This window comes from Novosphingobium beihaiense (assembly GCF_022832375.1).
Classification (GTDB): domain Bacteria; phylum Pseudomonadota; class Alphaproteobacteria; order Sphingomonadales; family Sphingomonadaceae; genus Novosphingobium; species Novosphingobium beihaiensis.
The window spans coordinates 254,181-269,925 of record NZ_JALHLG010000003.1; the positions used below are offsets into that span (position 1 = coordinate 254,181).

Below are 15,745 nucleotides of genomic sequence, written 5' to 3' on the forward strand. Positions count from 1 at the left end.
TCCAGTCCAGACTGACGGATTCGTGACGGGCGCCGATGCGCGCGCCGCCAAACTCTGCTTCAGATAGACGGCAAACCGATGACGCGATGTGATCCCGGTCAAGCGGCACCTTAAAAAGTGACGTATAAGGGCACATCTTGCAAGTGCGGCCTGCCAGAGTCGTAAGACAATCCTCCTGCCGGAAAGGAGCCTCCCCATGACGATCCAGGCCATAACGATGCACGCCATGCAACTCGATGCCCCCGGCAAGCCGCTGCGCCCGGTCGAACGCCCGCTGCCCCGGCCCGGACCGGGCGAAGTGCGCATCAGGATTACGGCCTGCGGCGTATGCCGCACCGATCTCCACGTCGCCGACGGGGACATTCACGGGCCGCTCCCCATCATCCCCGGCCACGAAATCGTCGGCCACGTCGAGGAACTGGGTGCGGGCGTTACGGATTTCGCCATCGGCCAGCGCGTCGGCGTGCCCTGGCTCGGCCATACTTGCGGCGCGTGCCCCTATTGCACCAGCGCGCGCGAGAACCTGTGCGACGATCCGGCCTTCACCGGCTTCACCCGCGACGGCGGCTTTGCGACGCACTGCGTGGCCGACGCCCACTTCTGCTTCGCCCTGCCCGATGCCTTCGACGACGTGCACGCCGCCCCGCTGCTCTGCGCCGGGCTGATCGGCTACCGTTCCTATCGCATGGCGGGCGAGGCTCCCGTGCTCGGCCTCTACGGCTTCGGCGCCGCCGCGCACATCCTCGCCCAGCTCGCGATCTGGCAAGGCCGCAAAGTCTTCGCCTTCACGCGCGAGGGCGACACGGCAGGCCAGGCCTTCGCCCGCGAGATCGACTGTGCCTGGGCAGGTGCCTCCACCGAAATGCCGCCCGAGCCGCTGGACGCGGCCATCCTCTTCGCCCCGGTCGGCCCGCTTGTCCCTTTGGCGCTGAAAGCCGTGAAGAAAGGCGGCCGCGTAGTCTGCGGCGGCATCCACATGTCGGACATCCCCGCCTTCCCCTACGCCGACTTGTGGGAGGAACGTTCGATCCTCTCGGTCGCCAACCTCACCCGGCAGGATGGCACGGAGTTTCTCGATCTGGCCGCGCAAGCAGGCATCCGCACGCATGTGACGCCGATGCCGCTGGCGCAGGCGAACGAGGCGCTGGAGCGGCTACGCAAGGGCGAAGTGGAAGGGGCGCTGGTGCTGAAGAGTTAGGGTGTGAACCACAACGGCTGCTTCGCGCCCATTCCCGCCAATATTGTGGCAGCGTTTAACCACCTAAAAGCGGCATGACAGAACGTCACCTTGTGGTTCAAACAGCGCCTTAAAGGCAAGCCTACAGAGAATCGAAATGAACTTAACACTCGCTTGCCAACTGCTTATGTTTACAGTGCGGCCGTAAATTCAAGGAGAATCACTTCCAAAAACATGCTATTAATCGATATGGCGTGCTATCACGCCTCGTGCTAGAGGCAAAGACTGCAACAATCTCACCTCAAATGCATCACTGAAAAACACAGCCCTAGAATATAGAACAAGCTCCTCAAAATCATCAATAAAACATTTATATAATAGCAAAATTTAGAAACTTTGCGCAGTGTTTTTATTTAATTTATAGCTTCGCGGAAGATAAATAGATGGCAAATGTTAAATACGCACTATTGTCGACGAAAAAAAGAATTTTAGGGAGTAGCAACTCCTGCCCATCCTGCAGTTCTAGAAAATTCAACCTGGTGTCAGCACCTGAGTTTAAAAAGTTCCCAACATCCCTGCGCCATTGCAACAACTGCAAATTGCTCTACCGGCACCCTACAACTTCAGAACACGAGTCCAAGGCGTTCTACGAAAAAGAATATTATCAGCCAGGCTTAACAACAGATCTTCCAAATAGTGAAGCTTTAAAAAAGCTAATTAAATCCAACTTTGCGGGCTCCGAAAAAGATTTCAGTAGATGGCTCCCCTTGATACACTCCATTTCTAAAAAACTCAATAAAAAAATTCGCGTATTAGACTATGGAGCAAACTGGGGATACACAGCACATCAGCTTAATGAGCAAGAATACATAGAAGACGCACTCGCATATGAATACTCTTCTGTCAGGTCAGCTTTTGGCGCCAAGAACTTGAACATAAAATATGTAAATGAAAACGAATTCTCTCAAGATTTTGATCTAGTCTTCTCGTCTCACGCGATAGAACACATGCACAACCCAAGTATATTCAAAAAACATATGGATAAGTTACTCCCCATCGGAGGGTACTGCATCGTCACATGCCCAAACGGAAGCCTAACAGCAATGATAAACAAATCATCTGGATGGCGTAAATTATGGGGAGAAGCCCACCCTAATTTTATTTCTGATGAGTTTTTGTTAAATCAGTTTAACAATTATGAAGGTGCTATATTTAGAGAAGACCTTAGTGATTTGAAAAATTTTGACTATCTAAATCACCTAAGCACTCCACCTGCATCTTTTCTACCTATCAGCAGTAACTTAATTGGGGTTTTTCGCCGCACAACGCTCGGATCAAATCCTGGAAGCCATTGAGTTATGAAAAAAGATCGCAAATTTGTAAATTACAAACACCACGCACTATTTTAAAAATAACAAATATAACGCGACCATCGACAACCTAAAAACAAACCAACCCTACCAACAAAAACATCTTACACTATATTTACAAAGGCCTATCGCGATTCATTTACTCCCTTTTAGAAAATATTCATGCAATGCAGGAACCTAGCGACTGTGGAATGTGAATCAATCGGAGCGCTTCCACCGCCTGAGTGACAGCAAGCCCGCTTGTCCCACAGGTACAGGTGGCAACCGGTGCTTACTCAACGTAATACAGCACGTCCTGCAGCCTAGGTCCGATCGACATTCAGGATTGGCTTTGTTGCGCAAATGGCCAATGGATTCCGTTAGCGAATCCATTGGCCATTTGCGCAACAAAGCCCTTCGGATGGCGCGATGGTGGCGAGTGTCTCGGTTCCGGGGACCAGACCATCGTGATATGCGGTTCCGGCATCGGTATCGAGGAACCAGCCCAAGCCATAAAAGGGAGATAGCCTGTCCGCCGGACGCAGCATTTTCGCCTTGTCCGCAGCGCTGATGATATCGTCTTTTCCATCAAGCATCATGGCGAGATAGAGCGCCAGATCGTTGGCACTTGCGAATATGCCGCCAGCAGGGCCGTCGACGGGCTTCGTCCGGCCCGGGTTATAGGCGCGCTTGCCGCCGAACCAGGGACGATGGCCGACGGCGACCTTTCCGGGTTTTCGGCCATCGGAGACGAAGCTGTTCCTCATGCCGATCGGGGTGAGAATGTGCGCCTGCACATAGTCGGCATAATCCTGTCCGCTCACGGCCTCGATCAGTGCCCCGAGAATTCGGTAGTTCGTGTTCGAGTCGCGCCAGAGGATTGTCCCCGAAACACGGCAAGATACGTGTCGATGCCAGCATCGAGATTTACTTTCTTGGCTTCGACCAGCTGCATGATCGCAAGTGCCGTAAAGCTCTTTGAAATCGATCCGATCAGGAATGGCGTGTCGGGTGTGACAGGCTGATCGCTGCCCGCCTGAATCGTGCCTCGCGCTCCGGAGCGAACTTTGCCTTGATCGACTATCGCATATGCAGCTCCCGGTGCGCCGGATGCTTGCAGTTCCCTATCAATGAACGCATCGATCGATTGATCTGGCGTGCTGCCTTGCAACCCCGACGCCAGAATGAACGCGAACAGCATGAGCAGCAGCCGCATAGTGCCTTCCCCCTCTTCTGCGGATCAGTTCCTACCGGATTTGAGGCTGTTACAAAACCGGGGCAGGTCTGGCATGAATATCCTCGATCACGGAAAGTTCGCCCGCCACGCGATCAGCAGTTGCGCACCGCCCCCGGGCTGCTAGGTCCGTCGGAGGAGGCTGCAAGGGCACGGGATGCCGTTATATTCGTCGACGATCCTGACACTGGCGCTGGTGGTGATGCTCTTTGCCATTGCCGCCACGGTCGAAGCGCGGCGCAAGGCTTTCGCGCACCGCCCGCTGCTGCGGCGCTGGGCCTATACGCTGGCGCTGGGGGTCTATTGTTCGAGCTGGACGTTCTACGGCGCCGTGGGCACCGCCGCACGCGAGGGGTGGAACTACCTGCCGATCTATGCCGCGCCGATGCTCGTGCTGCTGGGCGCGCCGCGCTTTCTGGCGCGGCTGACGCAGGCCGTCGCCGCCGAAAAGGCCGCCACCGTATCGGACTTCATCGCTGCCCGCTTCGGTCATGACGTAATCGTCGCCCGGCTGGTGACAGTGACGGCGCTGCTGGGATCGATCCCCTATATCGCGCTGCAATTGCGCTCGATCGGCAGTGCCATGTCGATCGTTTCGGCACGTGCCGTCACCGAGCCGGTGATGATGATCGCAGCGCTGCTGCTGGCGCTGTTCGCGGTGCTGTTCGGCGCGCGCCGCTATGAACTGGCCGGGCGGGCCGAAGGGCTGGTCTATGCCATCGGGCTGGATGCGCTGTTCAAGATCCTCGCTCTGGGGGCCGTGGCCGCGCTGGCCTGCGTGCTGCTGTTCGAGGCCGGGCCGCAGGCCGTCTCGCAAGGCGTCGAGGCGATCGGCGAGCAGTTCAGCCCCGGCCATCTCTCGCTGGATTTCGCGGTCATCACGCTGATCGGGGCCATGGCAATCGTGGCCCTGCCCCGGCAGTTCTACATGGGGCTGGTGGAGGCGCGCCAGCCGGGGGACTTCGTGCAGGCGCGCTTCGGGCTCGCCGCCTATATCGCGCTGATGGCGCTGCTGGTGCTGCCGATCGCCCTGGCCGGAAGCGCGCTGCTGCCGGATGCGATCGGGCCGGACCGCTATGTGCTGCAATTGCCCGAGCGTGCGGGCAGTGGTTTCATGCTGGCCGCCGCGCTGCTGGGCGGTGTGGGGGCGGCGGCATCGATGGCCATCGTCGATTCCACCGCGCTGGCCACCATGGTTTCCAACGACCTGGTATTCCCGTCCGTCATGAAGGGCGGGCTGGGGCGGCAGTCCGGGCAGATGGGGCGGCGGATGCTGCGGGTGCGGCGCGCCGCCATCTTCGCGATCATGGCACTGGCGCTGGTCTGGGCGCTGCTGGTTTCCTCGGAGAACTCGCTGGCCTCGATCGGGCTGATCGCCTTTGCGGCCATGGCGCAGTTCACCCCGCACCTGCTGATGGCGACGTACAGCAGCGGCTGCGACACCATCGCCGCGCGCGCCAGTCTGGCGACGGGGCTGGCCTTCTGGCTCTACACGCTGGCGCTGCCGCCGATCCTGCCCCCGGACTGGCTTTCCGCGCTGGAAGACAGCCTGTTCGACCCGCTGCAGCTTTTCGGCATCGGCAAGGCGACGCCGCTGGTCCATGGCGTGTTCTGGAGTCTGGGCTCCAATGTCGCGGTCTATGCGGTGATCGCCGCGCGGGGCCTGAAAGCCCCGGCCCTGCCCCGTTTCGGGCGCGGGCAGCACCATGTGACCGACCTCGCCGATCTCGCCGCGCTGACCGGCAGTTTCGTCGGCGAAGAGCGCGCCCGCCGCGAATTTCCCGAAGCCCGCGAAGGCATGCCGCTGGACCGCGCCTCGGCCCAGCGGGCGGAAGAGCTGATCGCCACGGTGGTCGGCGTCTCCTCGGCCCGCGCACTGATCAATTCCGCGTTCGAGGGCGGGACGATGCGGCTGCCCGAAGTCGCCCGCCTGCTCGACGAGGGCGGGCGGAGCCTGCGCTTCTCGCGCCAGTTGCTGGCCGCCACGTTCGAAAACCTCGATGCCGGGATCAGCGTGATCGATGCCGAACTCAATGTCGTCGCGTGGAACAGCCGTTACGAGGCGCTGTTCGATTACCCGCCCGGGATGCTGCGCGTCGGCGCGCCGATTGCCGAACTGCTGCGCCACAATGCCCTGCGCGGCGATTTCGGCCGGGGCAGGCCCGAAACGCACGTCGAAAAGCGGCTCAACCATTTCCGCCGCGGGCTGGACCATACGTTCGAGCGCAAGCTGCCCGACGGGCGCGTGATCAAGACCGTGGGCGGCCCGATGCCCGGCGGCGGCTATGTAACCAGCTTTACCGACATCACCGAGGACGCCCGCGTGCGCGAGGAACTGCGCCGCACCCTCGAAACCCTCGAACAGCGCGTGGCCGAGCGCACGCGCGCGTTGAGCGAGGCGAACCGTCGTCTGGCCGAAACCGACCGCGAGAAGACCCGTTTCCTCGCCGCCGCCAGCCATGACCTGCTGCAGCCGCTGCACGCCGCACGCCTGTTCACCGCCGCGATCGAGCGCGATGTGCCTACGGACACCCTGCCGCTGGTGGAGCGCGTGCAGAATGCCATTTCGGCGGCGGAAGACCTGCTGCGCGCGCTGCTGGACATCAGCAAGCTGGACGCGGGCGGCGTGCAGGCCCGGCCCGAAGCCCTGGCGCTGGCGCCCTTCCTTTCCGATCTGGCCGAAAGCTTCCGCCCGATGGCCGAGCGCAAGGGGCTCGGCCTGCGGGTGGGGCCGCTGCCGGGGCATGTCTTCACCGACCCGGGCCTGCTGCGTTCGGTGATCCAGAACTTCCTCGCCAATGCGGTGCGCTATAGCGAGCATGGGGGCGTGCTGCTGGGCGTGCGGCGGCGCGGCGGCGGCGTGCGCATCGACGTAATCGATACCGGCGTGGGTATCGAGCCCGGCCAGACCGAGGCGATCTTCGGCGAATTCACCCGGCTGGGCACTGTGGAGGCCGAAGGCGTGGGGCTGGGCCTGGCGCTTTCCACCCGCATCGCGCGGCTGCTGGGCGGCCGGATCACGGTACATTCGCAGCCGGGCTGGGGCAGCCGTTTCAGCTTCTGGCTGCCCGAACTGGCCAGTTCCCCCGGCAAGCCCCCTGAAACGCCCGCCAGCCCGGCGCAAAGCAGCACATCCGGGCCGCTCGACATTCTCGTGGCCGATAACGATCCGCGCATCGTCGAGGCCAGCATCGCCCTGCTCGAACGGCTGGGGCACCGCGCCTTCGGCGTCTCCACAATAGCCGAAGCCGTGCCTTACAGCCGCCGCGTCGATGCCGTGCTGGCCGATTACCGGCTCGACAATGGCGAGGACGGGCTGAGCCTGATCGCGGCCATGCGCACCGAGGCGCCGGGCCTTGCCGCCGTGGTCATCAGTGCGGAGGATGGGCCGGACTTGCGCGAACAGGCCACCGCGATCGGCGTGTCCGTACTCGCCAAGCCTGCGTCGGCGGAGGCGATCGAGGCCTTCCTCGCCGCTCTGTCAGTGCCGCAGGTCCAGCCCTAGCGAACGGGCGACGAGAGCCGCCTGCGTGCGGTTCGAAACGTCGAGCTTGCGCATGATCGCGGTCATATGCGCTTTCACCGTGGCCTCGCTGATGCCGAGCGAATGGGCGATCTGCTTGTTGAGCTGCCCTTCTATCACCGCCAGCAGCACTTTGAGCTGGGTGGGGGTGAGGTTCGCGACATCGCGGCGGATCGTGTCGATCTGCTCTTCGCCGCTGCCCTGCGAAATGGCCTCCTTGCCGCCCAAGGCATCGCGGATGGCAGCTTCGATCGCGGCCAGATCGCTGTCCTTGCGCAGGAAGCCGATAGCCCCGAAGGCGCGCGCTTCCTCTGCCGCGCCCGCCCCGTCGGCGCTCGACACGACGAGGATGGGGACGGAAGGCCGTTCGGCATGCAGCAGGGCAATGCCCGAATAGCCGACCGCGCCCGGCATCTTGAGATCGAGCAGGATCAGCCGCAGATCGTCCGCCTCCACCGCCGCGTGGGCCGCTGCCGGCAGCGTTCCCGCCTCGCGCACCCGCGCGCCCGGCAGCACCTTGCCCACGGCCAGCGCCAGCGCCTGACGGAACAGCGGGTGGTCGTCCGCGATCAGGATCGTATCGGTCAATCGCCTCTCATCATGCGTGTCATCACGAGTGTCATCATCACGCGTCGGCCGGCTGCGGCCTGTTCGCGATGAGGTTATCGACGACGGAAGGGTCCGCAAGAGTCGAGGTGTCGCCGAGGTTGGAGAAATCGTTCTCGCCGATCTTGCGCAGGATGCGGCGCATGATCTTGCCCGAGCGGGTCTTGGGCAGGCCCGGCGCGAACTGGATCACATCGGGCGTGGCGATCGGGCCGATCTCATGCCGGACCCACTGGACCAGTTCCTTGCGCAACGCCTCGTCGGGTTCGACTTCGGCATTGCAGGTGACGAAGGCATAGATGCCCTGTCCCTTGATCTCGTGCGGCATTCCCACGACGGCGGCCTCGGCCACTTTGTGGTGCGCCACCAGCGCGCTTTCGATCTCCGCGGTGCCCATGCGGTGGCCCGAGACATTGATCACATCGTCGATACGGCCGGTGATCCAGTAGTACCCGTCCTCGTCGCGGCGGCAGCCGTCGCCGGTGAAGTAGTACCCCTTGAAAGTGCTGAAATAGGTCTGGAAGAAGCGCTCGTGATCGCCCCAGACGGTGCGCATCTGGCCCGGCCAGGAATCGGTGATGACCAGGCAACCGTCGCCCGGCCCCTCGATCTCCACGCCATCGTTGTCGAGCAGCTTGGGCTGCACGCCGAACATCGGGCGCGTGGCCGAACCGGGTTTGAGCGCGGTGGCGCCGGGCAGCGGAGTGATCATCACGCCGCCGGTTTCGGTCTGCCACCAGGTATCGACGATCGGGCAGCGCCCCTCGCCCACCACCTTGTGATACCATTCCCAAGCTTCCGGGTTGATCGGCTCGCCTACAGACCCCAGCAGGCGCAGGGACTTGCGGCTGGTCTTCTTCACCCACTCGTCCCCCTCGCGCATCAGTGCGCGCAAGGCGGTGGGTGCGCCGTAGAAGATCTCGACATCGAACTTGTCGACCACTTGCCAGAACCGGCTGGCGTCGGGGAAGTTGGGCACGCCCTCGAACATCACCGTGGTCGCACCGTTCATCAGCGGGCCGTAAACGACATAGGAATGGCCCGTGACCCAGCCGATATCGGCGGCGCACCAGTAAATCTGCCCCGGCCGGTAATCGAAGACATATTCGTGCGTCATCGAGGCCCAGACCGAATAGCCGCCGGTTGTGTGCAGCACGCCCTTGGGTTTGCCGGTCGAGCCGGAAGTGTAGAGGATGAACAGCGGGTCTTCCGCGTTCATTTCCTCGGGTTCGCAATCGGCGGACATGCCCGCAACGGACGAGGCCCAGTCGATATCGCGCCCGTCCACCATCGGCACGCCCGCGCCGGTATGTTCGAGCACGATCACGGTATCGACGCCGTGGCACTGCGCCAGCGCCTCATCGACATTGGCTTTCAGCGGAACGTGCTTGCCCCCGCGCAGACCTTCGTCGGCGGTGAGCACGACATTGCTGTCGCAATCGGTGATGCGCCCAGCCAGCGCATCGGGCGAGAAACCGGCGAAGACGATCGAATGGATCGCCCCGATCCGCGCGCAGGCGAGCATGGCCACGGCCGCTTCGGGCACCATCGGCAGGTAGATGGTAACGCGCTCGCCCTTCTTGACGCCGCGCTCCTTGAGGAGATTGGCGAACTTGCAGACCTGTTCGTGCAGTTCGCGGTAGGTAATGCGGCGCTCCGGGTTCTTCGGATCGTCCGGCTCCCACAGGATCGCGACCGCGTCGCCCCGCTCGGCCAGATGGCGGTCGAGGCAATTGGCCGAGAGGTTGAGCGTGCCGTCAGTGAACCACGAAATGCCGAAGTCCGCTTCGTCAAAGCTGGTCTGCTTGACCACGCTGAACGGCTTGATCCAGTCGATCCGCTGCGCTTCCTCGCGCCAGAAACCGTCCGGGTCGGTTACCGAGCGCCGGTGCATGTCCAGATAGCGCTCGTTGCTGATCAGCGCGCCCTCGGCCCATTCGCCGGGAACCGGATATATCGCCTCGGTCATTCCATCATCTCCTCTCCGGTGGGTCTCGCCGGGTGGTCCCGGCTTTGCACGGGTCGCCCCGACTTTGCAGATGTCCTTATCACAAGGCAAGCCGCGCTGCGGCATTAGACATTGGTCGTAGAGACCCCACCAAGGTCGGGATGGCCGCTCTCCTTCTCAAGGGCCAAAGGTATCACGGCCACGGAATGCCGCCAGAGCACTAGGCGGCAGCCAGGCACGGGAAGGAGAGGATGATGACAAACACCAACAGGGGCCTTACCGGCGCGCTGCTGGCGGCCAGTGCATTGATCACCCCGCAAGCCGCCTTTGCACAAACCGGCCGCGAAGCCCGGCTCGAAGCCCGCCTCGAAAGGCTGGAAGCGGAAATGCAGCAATTGCGGGCCGATCTCGCCGCCGCGCGCCAGGAACAGGCCGCCAGCGCCGAGCAGGCCCAAACCGCGATTGCCGCCGCCAATGCCAAGACCGAAGAAACCGCCGCGAAAGTCGCCGCCGTGGAAAGCCAGCCGCAGGCGGACGGCTTCAAATCCGGCGACACCACGATCAAACTGGGCGGCTATATCAAGATGGTCGCATCGGCCAGCCGCTTCAGCGACGGCGAAGTGGCCACCAACTCGCTCGGCCGCGACTTCTATCTGCCGCAAGCGCTTCCAACCGGCGGCGGCAAGGCCCAGAAGGTCGAGGATTTTACCGCCAAGCAATCGCGCTTCTGGCTCAATCTGGACACGGCCGTGGGCGGGCAGAGCGTGAAAGGATACGTGGAAGTCGATTTCCAGACCTCACCCGGCACGCAAGGCTCGCAGCGCACCACCAATGGCTATAACCTGGCCTTGCGCCGCGCCTGGATGAAAGTGGGCCGCATCACCATCGGTCAGGACTGGTCGACTTTCCAGTACACCGGCGCCCTGCCCGAAAGCACCGATTTCGTCGGCACGACCGAAGGCACGGTCTTCGTGCGCCAGCCGGTGATCCGCTACAGCCTCCCGCTTGGCCGGGGTCTGGCCCTGCACGCATCCATCGAGGAACCCGAGTCGGGAACGGCCACGCTGGGCACCCCCGCCCTGACCGAGAACGGCGACGACCGCATCCCCGATTTCGCCGCCCGCCTCGCTTATGCGGGCAAGGCCGGGGAAGGCTCGCTGGCGCTGCTGGCCCGGCAGGTGCGCGTCGATTCGGCGGGCATGGGAGACAGCGCGTTCGGCTGGGGCATCAGCGCGGCGGGCAAGATCTGGCTCAACGATGCAAAGTCCAGCGATGTGCGGGCCATGGTGACATACGGGCACAACGCCAGCCGCTACATCGGCCTCAATTTCGCGCCCGATGCGGTCTACGTGCCCGCCACCAGCAAGCTGGAAAGCGTGAACGTGATCGCCGCGCTCGCCGCCGCGCGCATCGCCATCGCCCCGCAGTGGCGCATCAACGTGATGGGCAGTTACCAGCACGTCGATTACGCGGACGCCCTGAGTTCCGCCGCACTGGCCGCTTACAACAAGCAGGCCTGGAGCGCGGCGGCCAACGTGTTCTACTCGCCGGTCCGGAACATCGATCTCGGTTTCGAATACCGGCACGGCGAGCGGGAACTGGTCAGCGGCGCCGACGGCGCGCTCGACCGCCTGGAATTCGCCGCGAAGTACAGCTTCTGACGATGACTTGCCCGGTCCTGCAACGACAGCACCGGGCCCACCTGGGAGAGTGAGCAATGGCTACGACTTATGACGCCATGCCGAAGCACCACAAGGCAACGCATGACGAGAAACTCGTCATCACCGCCTCGTCGCTCGGCACCGTATTCGAATGGTACGATTTCTACCTCTACGGCCTGCTGGCCACGTTCATTTCGAAAGTCTTCTTCGCGGGCGTGAACGAGACGACCGGGTTCATCCTCGCCCTCGGCGCTTTCGCGGCGGGTTTTGCGGTGCGGCCGTTCGGCGCGCTGGTGTTCGGCCGCGTGGGCGACCTTGTGGGGCGCAAGTACACGTTTCTGGTCACCATGGCGCTGATGGGCCTTTCGACTTTCGCGGTCGGCCTGCTCCCCGGCTATGACACCATCGGCATTGCCTCTCCCATCATTCTGGTGGCGCTGCGCATCGTGCAGGGCCTGGCGCTGGGCGGCGAATATGGCGGTGCGGCGACTTATGTGGCCGAGCACGCGCCCAACAACCGGCGCGGCCTCTATACCAGCTTCATCCAGATCACCGCAACTTTCGGCCTCTTCGCCGCGCTGCTGATCGTGCTGGGCGTGCGCACCGGCATGGGCGAGGACATGTTCGCGGGCTGGGGCTGGCGCGTGCCGTTCCTGCTTTCGGCGGTGCTGCTGGCGGTTTCGATGTGGATTCGCCTCCAGCTCAACGAGAGCCCCGTCTACCAGAAGATGAAGGACGAAGGCACGACTTCGAAATCGCCGATCAAGGATTCCTTCGGCAAGTGGGGCAATCTGAAATTTGTGCTGATCGCGCTGTTCGGCGCCGTCGCCGGGCAGGCGGTGGTCTGGTACACCGGCCAGTTCTACGCGATGTTCTACCTCGAAAAGATCCTCAAGGTGGATGGCGCGACGACGAATTACCTGATCGCCATTGCGCTGGCGCTCGGCACCCCGTTCTTCGTGTTCTTCGGCTGGCTGTCGGACCGGATCGGGCGCAAGTACCTGATCCTGGGCGGCTGCGCGCTGGGGGCGCTCACGTACTTCCCGGCCTTCCATGCGCTGTCCGATGCCGCCAACCCGGCCCTCGCCCGGGCCTCGCAGACCGCGCCGGTGGTCGTGACGGCCAACGACGCCGAATGCTCGTTCCAGTTCGACCCGATCGGCAAGAACAAGTTCGACGCGTCGAGCTGCGATATCGCCAAGGCCTTCCTCGCCAAGAGCGGCATCAATTACACCAATGCGCAGGCCCCCTCGGGCACGCTCGCTTCGGTTTCGATCGGCGGCCAGACGCTGACCGCGCCCAATCCGGCCGAAGTCACCGGCGAAGACCGGGCAGCCGCAATCAAGGCCTACCAGGAGCGGATCAAGACCACGCTGGCAGAAGCAGGCTATCCGGCCAAAGCCGATCCCGCGCAGATCGACACGGTCACGGTGGTCGCGATCCTGTTCTACCTCGTGATCCTCGTCACCATGGTCTACGGCCCGATCGCCGCCATGCTGGTGGAACTGTTCCCGAGCAACATCCGTTATACCTCGATGTCGCTGCCCTATCACCTCGGCAACGGCTGGTTCGGCGGCTTCCTGCCGACCACGGCCTTCGCGATGGTCGCGGCCACCGGCGATATCTACTACGGCCTGTGGTATCCGGTCGTGGTGGCCGTGGCGACCGTGGTCATCGGCCTGCTCTTCCTGCCCGAGACGTTCAGGAGAAATATCGACGCCTGATTGTCTCACGGCGCCGCGCCCCGATGGAGGAAATTGCCTCCGGTCAAGGCGCGGCGCTCCCTTTTGGTTCAGCCGATGGAGTCATCATGACCAAGACAGATCACCTCACCACCCGCACCGGCATCCGCCTGACCGTCCGCCCGGCTACCGAAGCCGACGAAGCTGCGCTGAGCACCTTTTTCGACGCCGTCAGCGACGATGACCGGCGTTTTCGTTTTCTCTCGGCAAGCGAGCACGTCAGCCACGAACAGATGGCGCCGCTGCTGAAGGCGGACCATTTCCAGTCGGAAAGCTTCCTGGCCTTTGACGGCGGGGAACTGGTCGCCTCCGCCTTGCTGGCCTGCGATGCCGCACTCGACACCGCCGAAATCGCGGTTTCCATCCGCAGCGATTACAAGGGCAAGGGCGTGGGGTGGGCCATGCTCGATTTCCTGGCCGGGGAAGCGCGGGAGCGCGGGGTGCGCCGAGTCATCTCCATCGAAAGCCGCGACAATCATGCTGCCATCGAACTGGAGCGCGAAAAGGGCTTCACCCCCGAACCGTTCGACGACGACCCCACGCTGGTCCTGCTCTCGAAGATCCTGCGCTGAAACAAGCCTCTTACGGAGACCGGAATGAGTAACGCCTACAAAGCCGCCTGGCAGGCCAGCATCGACAATCCGCAGGGATTCTGGCTCGAAGCCGCCAAAGCCCTGGACTGGGCACAGGCACCTGCCTCCGGCTGGAGCGAGGCGGACGGGTGGTTCCCCGGCGGGCAGATCAACACCTGCCACAACGCGGTGGACCGCCATGTCGCCGCCGGGCGGGGCGATGCCAAAGCGCTGATCTACGACAGCCCGGTCACCGGCACGGTCCAGACTTTCACATATGCCGAACTGCTGGAGGAAGTGGGCCGCGTCGCCGCCATGCTCGCAGCGTTGGGGGTGACGAAGGGCGACCGCGTGGTGATCTACATGCCGATGATCCCGCAGACAGTCTTTGCCATGCTGGCCTGCGCGCGGCTCGGCGCAATCCATTCGGTGGTGTTCGGCGGCTTCGCTCCGCTGGAACTCGCCAAACGCATCGACGATGCCGCGCCCAAAGTGCTGATGGCCGCGTCTTGCGGCATCGAGGGCCAGCGCACCATTGCCTACAAGCCGATGGTCGACGAAGCGCTGAAGCTGGCGAAGCACGCGGTCGATCACGCCGTGCTGTTCCAGCGCGAGCAAGTGACGGCGCCGCTTTGCGCCCCGCGCGATCTCGACTGGATGGCCCTGCGCGAACAGACCGCGCAGGCGCCGGTTCCCGCCTGCGTGCCGGTGGCGGCCAGCGATCCGCTCTATATCCTCTACACTTCGGGCACGACCGGCACACCCAAGGGCGTCGTGCGCGACAATGGCGGCCATGCCACCGCGCTCACATGGTCGATGGCCAATATCTACGGCATCGGCGCGGGCGACGTGTTCTGGGCGGCATCGGACGTGGGCTGGGTCGTGGGCCACAGCTACATCGTCTATGCCCCGCTGCTGGCAGGCGCGACGACGGTGCTGTTCGAGGGCAAGCCGGTGGGCACGCCCGATCCCGGCACGTTCTGGCGCACTATAGACCGCCACGGCGTAAAGGCCTTCTTCACCGCCCCCACCGCGATCCGCGCCGTGCGCAAGGAAGACCCGGACGCCACATTCCTCACCGAAACCGGCACTGGCCCCTGTCAGGCCATCTTTCTGGCCGGTGAGCGCGCCGATCCCGACACCATCGCCTGGCTCGAAGAGAAATCCGGCCTGCCGGTGATCGATCACTGGTGGCAGACCGAACTCGGCTGGCCCGCCATCGCCACGTGCTTTGCGCTGGGCGACTTGCGCCGCAAGCGCGGCAGCGCGGGCTTCCCGGTGCCGGGCTATGCCTTCACCATCCTGGGCGACGACGGCAAGCCCGTCCCCGACGGAGAAAGCGGCTCGGTCGCGATCAAGGCGCCGCTGCCGCCCGGCGCGTTCCGCACGCTGTGGAACAACCCGAAAGGCTATGCCAAGAACTTCGAGGGCTTTCCCGGCTACTACGAGACGGGCGATGCCGGGCACTTCGATGCGGACGGTTTCCTCAACATCATGGGCCGCACCGACGACATCATCAATGTCGCCGGGCACCGCCTCTCAACCGGCCAGATGGAACAGATCGTCGCGCAGGAAGACGGCGTGGCCGAATGCGCGGTGATCGGCGCGGACGATGCGATCAAGGGCATGATCCCGGTTGCCTTCGTGGTCGCCCGCGCAGGCGCGGAAACCGACGAGACGCTGGTCAAACGCGTGGTGAGCGCCGTGCGCGAGGAACTGGGCCCGGTCGCGGCGCTCAAGACCGTCTATGCCGTGCCGCAATTGCCCAAGACGCGCTCGGGCAAGATCCTGCGCAACCTGCTGCGCAAGATCGTCAACGGCAGACCCTACGACACGCCCGCGACGATCGAGGACGCGTCGGTTCCGGCCACGCTGCACGGGATCGTGCATGGCTGACTGGCCTAGAACAGACTGCAGGAGACCTGAATCAAAC

The 15,745-nt window shown here is 63.2% G+C and carries 11 protein-coding genes; 7 read left to right on the forward strand and 4 right to left on the reverse strand.

Going from position 1 to position 15,745, the window contains the following annotated elements; genetic code table 11:
- Positions 1-196 precede the first annotated feature (196 nt).
- Complete coding sequence (locus tag MTR66_RS02565) at positions 197-1,198, forward strand: zinc-dependent alcohol dehydrogenase family protein (RefSeq protein WP_243917625.1); 1,002 nt, start codon at positions 197-199, stop codon at positions 1,196-1,198.
- Between the two features lie 518 nt (positions 1,199-1,716).
- The gene (locus MTR66_RS02570) at positions 1,717-2,532 is read left to right on the forward strand and encodes a class I SAM-dependent methyltransferase (RefSeq protein ID WP_243917627.1); all 816 of its coding nucleotides are present in this window, start codon (positions 1,717-1,719) and stop codon (positions 2,530-2,532) included.
- A 374-nt stretch (positions 2,533-2,906) separates the two neighbouring features.
- Here MTR66_RS02570 and MTR66_RS02575 read toward each other — a convergent pair whose 3' ends face one another.
- Positions 2,907-3,350: a serine hydrolase domain-containing protein gene (locus MTR66_RS02575; protein WP_243917629.1), complete on the reverse strand. Its 444-nt coding sequence runs from the start codon at positions 3,348-3,350 to the stop codon at positions 2,907-2,909.
- A gap of 8 nt (positions 3,351-3,358) precedes the next feature.
- On the reverse strand, positions 3,359-3,742 hold the full coding sequence (locus MTR66_RS02580) for a serine hydrolase domain-containing protein (protein WP_243917631.1): 384 nt from the start codon (positions 3,740-3,742) through the stop codon (positions 3,359-3,361).
- Between the two features lie 175 nt (positions 3,743-3,917).
- Between MTR66_RS02580 and MTR66_RS02585 the strand changes: the two genes are divergently transcribed.
- Positions 3,918-7,265: a PAS-domain containing protein gene (locus MTR66_RS02585; RefSeq protein ID WP_243917633.1), complete on the forward strand. Its 3,348-nt coding sequence runs from the start codon at positions 3,918-3,920 to the stop codon at positions 7,263-7,265.
- On the opposite strand, the gene MTR66_RS02590 is transcribed toward MTR66_RS02585, so the two are convergent.
- Both MTR66_RS02590 and acs read right to left on the reverse strand, forming a co-directional pair.
- Complete coding sequence (locus tag MTR66_RS02590; protein WP_243917636.1) at positions 7,242-7,871, reverse strand: response regulator transcription factor; 630 nt, start codon at positions 7,869-7,871, stop codon at positions 7,242-7,244. The two genes, MTR66_RS02585 and MTR66_RS02590, sit on opposite strands and share 24 nt — an antisense overlap.
- 37 nt (positions 7,872-7,908) lie before the next feature.
- Positions 7,909-9,858 (reverse strand): acetate--CoA ligase, encoded by a 1,950-nt coding sequence (gene acs / locus MTR66_RS02595; RefSeq protein WP_243917638.1) that lies wholly within the window; start codon positions 9,856-9,858, stop codon positions 7,909-7,911.
- A gap of 233 nt (positions 9,859-10,091) precedes the next feature.
- Here acs and MTR66_RS02600 point away from each other — a divergent pair, with 233 nt between their 5' ends.
- The 4 genes from MTR66_RS02600 to MTR66_RS02615 all read left to right on the forward strand — a co-directional run bounded on the left by MTR66_RS02600 (position 10,092) and on the right by MTR66_RS02615 (position 15,708).
- On the forward strand, positions 10,092-11,498 hold the full coding sequence (locus MTR66_RS02600) for a DcaP family trimeric outer membrane transporter (protein ID WP_243917640.1): 1,407 nt from the start codon (positions 10,092-10,094) through the stop codon (positions 11,496-11,498).
- Between the two features lie 56 nt (positions 11,499-11,554).
- Positions 11,555-13,222: an MFS transporter gene (locus MTR66_RS02605; RefSeq protein ID WP_243917643.1), complete on the forward strand. Its 1,668-nt coding sequence runs from the start codon at positions 11,555-11,557 to the stop codon at positions 13,220-13,222.
- An 86-nt stretch (positions 13,223-13,308) separates the two neighbouring features.
- Entirely contained in the window at positions 13,309-13,812 is a 504-nt protein-coding gene (locus tag MTR66_RS02610; protein ID WP_243917645.1) for a GNAT family N-acetyltransferase, read from the forward strand.
- A gap of 24 nt (positions 13,813-13,836) precedes the next feature.
- Positions 13,837-15,708, forward strand: a complete 1,872-nt coding sequence (locus MTR66_RS02615) for an AMP-binding protein (RefSeq protein ID WP_243917647.1) — start codon at positions 13,837-13,839, stop codon at positions 15,706-15,708.
- Positions 15,709-15,745 lie beyond the last annotated feature (37 nt).